The sequence below is a fragment of the Clostridia bacterium genome, assembly GCA_024653205.1.
Taxonomy (GTDB): domain Bacteria; phylum Bacillota; class DSM-521; order Neomoorellales; family SLTJ01; genus JANLFO01.
In genome coordinates this window covers 40,303-49,277 of record JANLFO010000018.1, presented here as the reverse complement: position 1 = coordinate 49,277, position 8,975 = coordinate 40,303, and the positions used below count along the sequence as shown (strand labels likewise).

6 protein-coding genes and 1 CRISPR repeat array are annotated in these 8,975 nt (G+C 60.0%); all 6 genes read right to left on the bottom strand.

What is annotated here, in order from left to right; genetic code table 11:
* Positions 1-20: 20 nt before the first annotated feature.
* A CRISPR array of direct repeats spans positions 21-3,225; the repeat unit is 37 nt; unit sequence GTTTCAATCCCCACCCGGCCCGAAGGCCGGGTGCTAC.
* 178 nt (positions 3,226-3,403) lie between these two features.
* The 6 genes from cas2 to cas5c are packed head-to-tail and all read right to left on the bottom strand — an operon-like array spanning position 3,404 to position 8,877.
* A complete protein-coding gene (gene cas2 / locus NUV99_09320; GenBank protein MCR4420302.1) occupies positions 3,404-3,703 on the bottom strand; it encodes a CRISPR-associated endonuclease Cas2 in 300 nt (99 codons plus the stop codon).
* Positions 3,700-4,728: a type I-C CRISPR-associated endonuclease Cas1c gene (gene cas1c / locus NUV99_09315; protein ID MCR4420301.1), complete on the bottom strand. Its 1,029-nt coding sequence runs from the start codon at positions 4,726-4,728 to the stop codon at positions 3,700-3,702. Before cas1c ends, cas2 begins: the two co-directional genes overlap by 4 nt.
* Entirely contained in the window at positions 4,725-5,321 is a 597-nt protein-coding gene (gene cas4, locus NUV99_09310; protein ID MCR4420300.1) for a CRISPR-associated protein Cas4, read from the bottom strand. The genes cas1c and cas4 overlap by 4 nt, the downstream gene beginning before the upstream one ends.
* Before the next feature lie 2 nt (positions 5,322-5,323).
* Positions 5,324-6,421, bottom strand: a complete 1,098-nt coding sequence (gene cas7c / locus NUV99_09305; GenBank protein MCR4420299.1) for a type I-C CRISPR-associated protein Cas7/Csd2 — start codon at positions 6,419-6,421, stop codon at positions 5,324-5,326.
* Positions 6,393-8,213 carry a type I-C CRISPR-associated protein Cas8c/Csd1 gene (cas8c, locus tag NUV99_09300; GenBank protein MCR4420298.1) on the bottom strand — a complete coding sequence of 607 codons (1,821 nt, stop codon included), beginning with the start codon at positions 8,211-8,213 and terminating at the stop codon, positions 6,393-6,395. The genes cas7c and cas8c overlap by 29 nt, the downstream gene beginning before the upstream one ends.
* On the bottom strand, positions 8,164-8,877 hold the full coding sequence (gene cas5c / locus NUV99_09295; protein MCR4420297.1) for a type I-C CRISPR-associated protein Cas5c: 714 nt from the start codon (positions 8,875-8,877) through the stop codon (positions 8,164-8,166). Before cas5c ends, cas8c begins: the two co-directional genes overlap by 50 nt.
* Positions 8,878-8,975 lie beyond the last annotated feature (98 nt).

Below are 8,975 nucleotides of genomic sequence, written 5' to 3'. Positions count from 1 at the left end.
AGCGATGCACCCGAACATAAGTTTCAATCCCCACCCGGCCCGAAGGCCGGGTGCTACTCTCCGCTCTCACCAAACAGAAAGCCTCCATCCTGTTTCAATCCCCACCCGGCCCGAAGGCCGGGTGCTACAACGCCGGATACCGAAACGCTGCCCAGGCCGGTCACGTTTCAATCCCCACCCGGCCCGAAGGCCGGGTGCTACACCACCGCACAAAGAGCGATGCACCCGAACATAAGTTTCAATCCCCACCCGGCCCGAAGGCCGGGTGCTACCAGACGTACATTCGACATCCTCCCTGATTCGGTGGTTTCAATCCCCACCCGGCCCGAAGGCCGGGTGCTACAGGCCTTGCGGGTGGAAATATGCGGCGAGGGAACCAGTTTCAATCCCCACCCGGCCCGAAGGCCGGGTGCTACGTAGGAGCAGTTTCTGCAGTAGTGGGGCTTGCGATTGTTTCAATCCCCACCCGGCCCGAAGGCCGGGTGCTACTCTTTGACGTGGTTGTGCAGATGGTGCCGCAACTCTGGGTTTCAATCCCCACCCGGCCCGAAGGCCGGGTGCTACCCACGTGATTTGCATCCCATCCCATTCATCCCAGATGTTTCAATCCCCACCCGGCCCGAAGGCCGGGTGCTACCTGGCCGGGTTCACGCCGTGGCCCGAGTGGCAGGTTTCAATCCCCACCCGGCCCGAAGGCCGGGTGCTACACCCTGTTAACCCTGTTAATGGGTTAATGTTACCAGGTTTCAATCCCCACCCGGCCCGAAGGCCGGGTGCTACCTTTTGCCAGTAGAGGCGTTAAAAATACTAGGAGTTTCAATCCCCACCCGGCCCGAAGGCCGGGTGCTACCTCATGGTAGGTAAGCGTCACGAACAATAGTTCGCGTTTCAATCCCCACCCGGCCCGAAGGCCGGGTGCTACGGCTGGGGCTACAGCCGCCCTGCACCTAGCACAGGGTTTCAATCCCCACCCGGCCCGAAGGCCGGGTGCTACCCCGAACCCCGATAACCGCAACCTCGTAGGCGATGTTTCAATCCCCACCCGGCCCGAAGGCCGGGTGCTACACGGCAGAGCCCCCGCCCACATCGGAAGCCACGCGTTTCAATCCCCACCCGGCCCGAAGGCCGGGTGCTACCTGCAGAAGCTGCAGGGCCGGCGAATCCCGCCCCAGTTTCAATCCCCACCCGGCCCGAAGGCCGGGTGCTACGCGGCCGAGGTCGAGGCCGAGGAAGAGATCGAGGAGTTTCAATCCCCACCCGGCCCGAAGGCCGGGTGCTACAGCTTAGCTGCATGGGCAGGGTGCTTGACCTGTTCGTTTCAATCCCCACCCGGCCCGAAGGCCGGGTGCTACGAGGACGGCAGCGGCAAGGTCTACCTGGTGAACGGGTTTCAATCCCCACCCGGCCCGAAGGCCGGGTGCTACCCAGCGTGTCTGCCGATGTGAGCGCCCCTGTGTAGTTTCAATCCCCACCCGGCCCGAAGGCCGGGTGCTACTCCGGAATGTTGATATGCCCGTTTAAGCTGGTGAAGTTTCAATCCCCACCCGGCCCGAAGGCCGGGTGCTACGTGCAGTACGCCGGAAGGATCAACGTAAAAATAGATGGTTTCAATCCCCACCCGGCCCGAAGGCCGGGTGCTACGGTAGGTCGGGATGCTTTAACGCGGCGTCTGGAAGAGTTTCAATCCCCACCCGGCCCGAAGGCCGGGTGCTACCTCTCTTCTGCTCGTTCCAGCGGCTCCCGACCTTGTTTCAATCCCCACCCGGCCCGAAGGCCGGGTGCTACAAGTCGTCGAACATCTCTTGCTGCCTCTTGCTCTTGTTTCAATCCCCACCCGGCCCGAAGGCCGGGTGCTACTTCTTATCGGCCGTCCCCTCGGCCAGCGTCCGCAGTTTCAATCCCCACCCGGCCCGAAGGCCGGGTGCTACCTTTATGCGCTTTCCCATTTCTATAACCTCAGTCAGTTTCAATCCCCACCCGGCCCGAAGGCCGGGTGCTACTAAGGCATACCTACGCCACACGGCTGCTTGAAGCGTTTCAATCCCCACCCGGCCCGAAGGCCGGGTGCTACTCGAAGCAATACTTGGCGTTCGGCCCCGCCGGCACGTTTCAATCCCCACCCGGCCCGAAGGCCGGGTGCTACTTGGTCTGAGCGGGATATAGCGGCTTATGGGAGAGAGTTTCAATCCCCACCCGGCCCGAAGGCCGGGTGCTACGTAGAGGCCAGTATGGAGGGCGATGTAGAAGAAGTTTCAATCCCCACCCGGCCCGAAGGCCGGGTGCTACATGGGGCGGTCAATAGGTTTTGCGCGCAGGTGGGGGTTTCAATCCCCACCCGGCCCGAAGGCCGGGTGCTACCCGCCGGGTGGGTATACGCCCACCGGGCAGGAGTGTTTCAATCCCCACCCGGCCCGAAGGCCGGGTGCTACGAGGGTGCCTGATATCGAGATGATAGGCCGTCTAGCCGTTTCAATCCCCACCCGGCCCGAAGGCCGGGTGCTACGCGGAAAAAGCGTGGGTCAAACTCAATCCGAGTGTTTCAATCCCCACCCGGCCCGAAGGCCGGGTGCTACGAGTGGCTAAGGCGCTAATCGCGGGGTGATCCCCATGGTTTCAATCCCCACCCGGCCCGAAGGCCGGGTGCTACGTTTGCGGCCCGCGTACTGCTCGTAGATCCGCATGTTTCAATCCCCACCCGGCCCGAAGGCCGGGTGCTACTCACCCAAAGCATGGCCCGCACCGCCTCACAGGGTTTCAATCCCCACCCGGCCCGAAGGCCGGGTGCTACGGGACGGAATGATAAGCAGATGTCCTAAGTGCGGCAAAGTTTCAATCCCCACCCGGCCCGAAGGCCGGGTGCTACGGTATACGCCACGGCCACGCAGCGGGAGCAGGCCAGTTTCAATCCCCACCCGGCCCGAAGGCCGGGTGCTACTGTTCCGGGCGGTAGAAGCCCAGCGAAACCTGAAGGGTTTCAATCCCCACCCGGCCCGAAGGCCGGGTGCTACTATGACCTGCTTGACCGTAACCTAACCTTTGACTTGTTTCAATCCCCACCCGGCCCGAAGGCCGGGTGCTACTTGCACGAGCGCTGGCGCAGGATCACCAACCGCCTGGTTTCAATCCCCACCCGGCCCGAAGGCCGGGTGCTACCAGTTCGCCCCCAGATAATAACGCTTGCCGGTCGGGTTTCAATCCCCACCCGGCCCGAAGGCCGGGTGCTACAGTGTGCGGCGGGAAGCCGCAGCGTGCAAGGGCCAGCACAGGGGACAGCGCGAACCGGTCAGGATCGAGTGCCTCCTGCAGGGGCTGTACGTGCGGAGGTGGCTGCGAAACCGCATGAGCACTACATCGCGAACCTCCCTGCCTAGCCTAGTTCACTGCTGGTCCGCGCAACTTAGGCTCAAAGAATCATCGGTCCGTCGAAATCCACATATCGATCGCGGCCGTAGGCTTTAAGCGAGCGCTCCCGTCCGCCATGCAAGACGTAGATACGCAGGCTATCCTCTTCTTCGTCCATGACGCCCAGGAGCCTGTGCGTAAGCTCTTCCAGCTGAGCGGGCGTTACCCGGCACTCAAACACGGAGTATTGCACCCGCTGCCCGAAGTCCTTACAGATAGTGGCTACCTTGCGCAGGCGGTTTTGCCCTTCTTTGGTTTCGGTATTCACGTCGTAGGCCACTATGATGTCTAGCTTCTTCATCGCGCAACGAACGGCGCGTACTCGGCCGCATCCTGGCGGAGGTAGCGCGCCAGCAGGCGTGCTTGAATATGAGGGAGAAGGCCCACCGGAACCTGTTGTCTCAGCAATGGGTGGGTAATCTCTTCCTGCTTTCTTCTCTGGTATGCTTCAAGGAAGGTGCGCCGTGCCTGATCAGTAAGCAGCACGGCACCGCCGGGCCGTTCAATAAAATCCTTCTCGCTGATTTGGCGCCGGTTAAGGATGGTAAGAACCAGCCGGTCGGCCAAGAAGGCGCGGAACTCTTCCATTAGATCCAGGGCCAGTGCGGGACGACCCGGCCGCAAGGCGTGCAGATAACCCACCTGGGGATCGAGGCCAACCCCCTCGCAGGCCGAGGCACAGTCATGGGCCAGAAGCGTGTACGCGAATGACAAAAGCGAGTTCACCGGATCGCGGGGCGGGTGCTTAGTGCGAACCTCGAAGCGAATCGCCGCGTCTTTGTTTAGAATTAGACAGTCCAGCACGGAGAAATAGACAGCAGCCGCCCGCCCCTCGACGCCGCGTATCTCCTCCAGGTCGGTGGCCCTGTTCGCCTCCTTAAGGCAGTTTTCCAGTTCGCGCGCCGCCGCCTCTACCCGAGAACCCACGTCAGGGTAATCACGCATGGCCCGGAGCAGTACGTGGCGCGCGTTGCGAATCTTACCGGTCACAAAACGGCGCGCCAGAAAGGCACGGCGGTCAGGATCCTCATAGGCCTCGTGCTGGGCTCTTCGCAACAGTACATTTCCTGAAACCGGACCGACCAGCCGCGCCCGGAACCGCCCGTTCTGGTCAAACCAGACAATGCTCCGACCGTCCTCGGCAAAGCGGTGGATCAGAAACGGGCTTATAAGCACGTTCCCGAAAACGGCCAGGCCTCCCAGGTGGTGCAAGGGGACCTGGAGACGGACGGTCTTGTCTACTTCAACAACCAGGGTGTCGTGGTCCAGGTGAACGTAGGCACTCTGGGTCTGCACATAGAGGGTATTGAGAAGTTGCGAGATCATTTCCATTCCCGTTCCAACCATGCAGGGAGGCCCCGCAAGGCATGGGGCATACAGGCCTCTACCAGAGAACAGTCACGACAGCGACTATCGGCCGCCGGCGCCGGTAGCCTATCGTTCCCAAGTAGTTCGCGCACTTCCGCCACGACCTTTTCTACCTCTGCCCGAAGCTCTGCGGTAAACCGGACCTCGCGCCGCCGGCGGGAAGCGTGATGATAAAGGGCGCCAGACGGCACCGCCCGTCCCAACATCTCTTCTAAGCATAGGGCTTGGGCGCAGAGCTGGACCTCGTCCGCCCGCCTCGCCCGCCGGGGCCCGGTCTTGTAATCTACCGGATAAGGCGTGCCGTCAGGCAAGAACTCTACCACATCGGCCCTGCCTACTATACCTAACTTCTCCGACCAAAGAGGCAAGGCACGTTCAACCCGCAGGCCGTCTCGCAGTGCGGAATCGGGCACGTCCACCGTCTGGTGAAGCCGTTGGCCCCGCAGGGTGTAAAGGTTCTCCTCCCAAACTTGCTCCACGTGTATTAGAGCGCACTGGCGCGGGCAGTACACGTAATGTTGCAAGGCGCTGATGGGGACGAGCTCTTCCACGATTACACCAGCCGGGTAAGAGTGACTCCCGGCGGCACCCTTCCCTCCTCCACGATAATCTCGTAATCATCAAAGTTGCGGGGTACGCTTACGCTGGGCTTCTTGCGTACCTGCACCAGTTCGAAGAGCCTATGCGCCGGGGCGTTACCCTTGGGGTTCTCGTGCGTAAATACCCAGAGCCTACGGACGTGCATCTCGCCCTTTGAGGCCGAGCGGTCATACTCGAAGAGGTTTGCAAGGGCTTCCCAAAGCGCCTCGAGGTCCTCCTGCCCAACGCCAGTCTGTCGGGCCAGAAAAGGATTGTAGAAACCGTGGGCGCGGTAGAGACCGTACGGTACAATCGGCTTACGCCCCATTTCGGTGCTGCCGGTTGCCATCCGTTCCTCGGTGGTGCGGGCCTGACGGGTAATTGCAATATCCATGGGGAGAATTGGATCGAGAGACCTCGCAAAGGTAACTTGCACCGGCCCTCTTACTTGGCCTGCGTTCAGCCCTGTAGATAGAACGGCGCCAAACATGCGAATATCGAAGTACCTGGCACAGAGCCGTTTACGAGCCTCCTCCCGATCCTCGCGTGTGATACCCTTACCTTTGTAGTTCTTTGCAGCCTCCGCCAGACGCTGGGCCACCTGCTGAAGCTTTTTGGCAAGTTCTTTCTGGTCTTCCTCAATGCCATCCGTAAGTATCTTGGCAATCTCTTTGGGCTTGGTTGCCCCGCCAGAATACATGACGCGGCCTTGCTGTACCCAGAAGCCAGCCTCCTGCTTGCCTCCAATCCACGCAAGCAACTCCTCATCGTCCTGCTCTGCCTCGCTTAGCAACGCCTGTAACGGTTCTACCCCCGCCTCTTTGAAAGCCTCAGAAATAAGAGTATTGAGGGCCACCTCACTTCTAATGAAAATGTCTTTCCCGAGAACCAAGGCCGCATAGTCCCGGATCTTACGCTTGATAGCCACATCGGTAACGAGGCCGTGCATGGTTTCGGGGTCAATACGCGGCATGTTGCCCGCATCCGGGTCCCCATTCGGGTTTCCGCTTTTTACGTCAAAGAGCAAGATAAACTCGTGACGCTTATCGCCTTTCAGGCATACTTTCTCCATGATGTTTATCTGACACCTCCCTGGCTTCTTGCCGAAACTGCGCACGCTGGTGGTAGTACCCCAAAGCGAACTCCGCCTGATCTCTAGGGTTTAGGATAGCGGGAAGCCCTTCTCGAGCCTCGAGCCGCGTAAAGATTTCCTCCAGAATTCCCTCGATCTCCTTATAGCCACGCCCTTCGCGCCGGATCTTGGGCAGGTGTGAGACCTTCGCGCGTGCGAGCAAGATCGCCAGGTTCGCCGCCGGTGCCGCTGCCACAGCCGCATAGAAGCGGTCGGTCAGAGTACTATTGAGGTTCCCCCCGGAAGCGCGACGCTGCGCCTCTTCTAGCACTGCCAGTAACCTTCCAGAGAGATAAGCTGCCCGGTCACGGGTAATATCCAAGACTTCCATGCTAATAGCCTCCTCCCCACCATAGGTAAGCACGAGCTTTATTAGGGCCAGCAGGGGATGAAGCATCTGGGGGTTCCGCAACACCTTCGGATTGCGAATCCGCTGCAAGGCCACCTCTAGGAGCCCTTCACGCGGCCTAAGCCCCAGGTAGGCCGCTCGCAGGAGGTCATGGGTAACATTAGGATCTCCGGCCTTAAGCACAGCCAGGAGCACGGGTATGGGAAACACCCGCCGTGTTTGCCCGTAGGGATCAACAATTCTTTGTGCGGCCAGAAAGAGCCTAAGGTTGTCTCTAATTCTTCCAACCGAAGTCTCAAGCCAGTCCCGAACCACCAGCCTCGCTTTATTGGTAGAAAGAACCGCGAGGTAGAAACGGGATTCATCAACGTTTAGGGCGCTGGCCCTCGCGTTCCATGGAACGCCCAGCAACGCGTCAAGCTGGGAAAGCTCTGCCGGCGGGCCGCTTGTCCGGTCCACGTCTCCCAGTACGGCGCCAAGAAGGGCCTCGAGGTCGTAGACCCGGTCTTCATGAATCAATTCCACCTTCTCCTGAAGCCAGAATACCGCAAGCTGATTCTCTAACCCCCGCGCTCCTCCCCCAACTAGCAGGGTACGGTGGTGCCGTTCGCTCCGGATCAGATAGTCAAGGGCATCTACTGCATCGCTGCCACATGCAAAGCAAGTCGGAGCATTTTCCGTCTGTGCCTTCCCGTAAGAGGCAAAAGCCTCGGAGTTAAAGGAGGTTATCTGGCATTTCTGGCCCAGCACTACTACCTCGCGCGGGAAGATGCGGAGTACGTGCGCCTCCGCACCACAAATCCCGCAGTGAGCACGGTGACCGGCCACTAGCTCTGTTGCTAGATACTCGGCCCAAAAAGCCTGAACCGCCGGGCTTTCAGCCGGGTCCTCACCGTCAACCAGGAACCGTATGATGTCTTTGGGCCCTACTTGCGTGCGCACTTCTTCCACCTTGTTTGATTTCAGAAAATCGATTATCGCCTTCAACTCTGGGACTTGAGTCCTCTTGTAGGCGCTCTCTAGAAGAGCCACAAATCCTCGGTGCAGCAGCCTGGCTTCCTCTTCCTTGCCGGGTTCGGCCTTACCAAGCGAGTAGCGGGCATCGTCCACCAGCAGGTAGGGTTTGAGGTTGGTTTCCGAAGGGGTTCCCGAGCGCTGGCGGTCCGGCGCCAACAGGCGGTGCGGTGCGAGAGTGTCCGGCTCTTTTTGGGTATATGGTCCTTCAAGGAAAACCGAACCTTCCTCAAGGTTCACAATCCAAATCCGCTTGGGCGCTTTGGGTTTGTATCCCCTGGGCGGCAACTCGCCCTCACGCCGGAAACGCTGAGCTGCTTCAACTAGAGCACTGAGCATTTGGACCATCCTCCAGCCGGTAAAGCTCATGGTACTTTTCAGGTGGCACCCTTAGCCATCCCTGTTCCAGTTGCGCCCGGAAGAACAGGGCTTGAGCGTATCCCCGTGTCCGCCTCGCGCCCCCAGGACCGTGCCGGACGAACTCGAGTTCCGTGCGCTCCTTACTCTCCACAAAGGCGATATCAAAAAGCATTATCCCAAGATCCAGATTCAGTAACGGGTTAGGTGCCTCTCCGCCATCACCCGAGAAAAACGCGGCAAACTCCCGGGTGCCAAGATAAGGACGGTGGTAGCATTGGCCCCTCTCCACGCGGCGGTTGAATTGGTCGAGATATTTGGCGATCGGGTCGGTGGCGTGTGCCCTTAGCTTCATCTCGGCCAGGATAAGGTAGGCTACATCTTTAAGTATCAGGCTTGACCGCTGCTGGCGGGCATCTTCGACGAAGAACGGCGCGTTTGCCTGACGGCGGTCTACTTCGTTACGCAGAATCACCATTTGGGTGCCGAGCTGCAGCACGCCGATCGCGGTTATCTCGTAGCGTATTTCGGGTTTCCAGAAGATGGCCTCCAATATGCCCCGGGCGGCCGAGGGAGTAATTACCGGGTAACTGACTCTTTCTACCTTAAACTCCGGGCGCGTAAAACAGGCATAGTCCCCCCACACCTTAACCCTGATCGCTCCCGCTGCTTGCAATTGCCTCGAACCTCCATATTATTCTTCGGGCCGGCGCCGGGTGAGGTGGCCGCTCTCCTGTAGCAGGTCGGCACCCCCCCCTAGTCCCGCAAACCCTA

Coding starts and splice junctions, on each gene's coding strand:
- cas2 (MCR4420302.1), bottom strand. CDS start 3,703: ATGAAGAAGCTAGACATCATAGTGGCCTACGACGTGAATACCGAAACC.
- cas1c (MCR4420301.1), bottom strand. CDS start 4,728: ATGATCTCGCAACTTCTCAATACCCTCTATGTGCAGACCCAGAGTGCC.
- cas7c (MCR4420299.1), bottom strand. CDS start 6,421: ATGGAGAAAGTATGCCTGAAAGGCGATAAGCGTCACGAGTTTATCTTG.
- cas8c (MCR4420298.1), bottom strand. CDS start 8,213: ATGAGCTTTACCGGCTGGAGGATGGTCCAAATGCTCAGTGCTCTAGTT.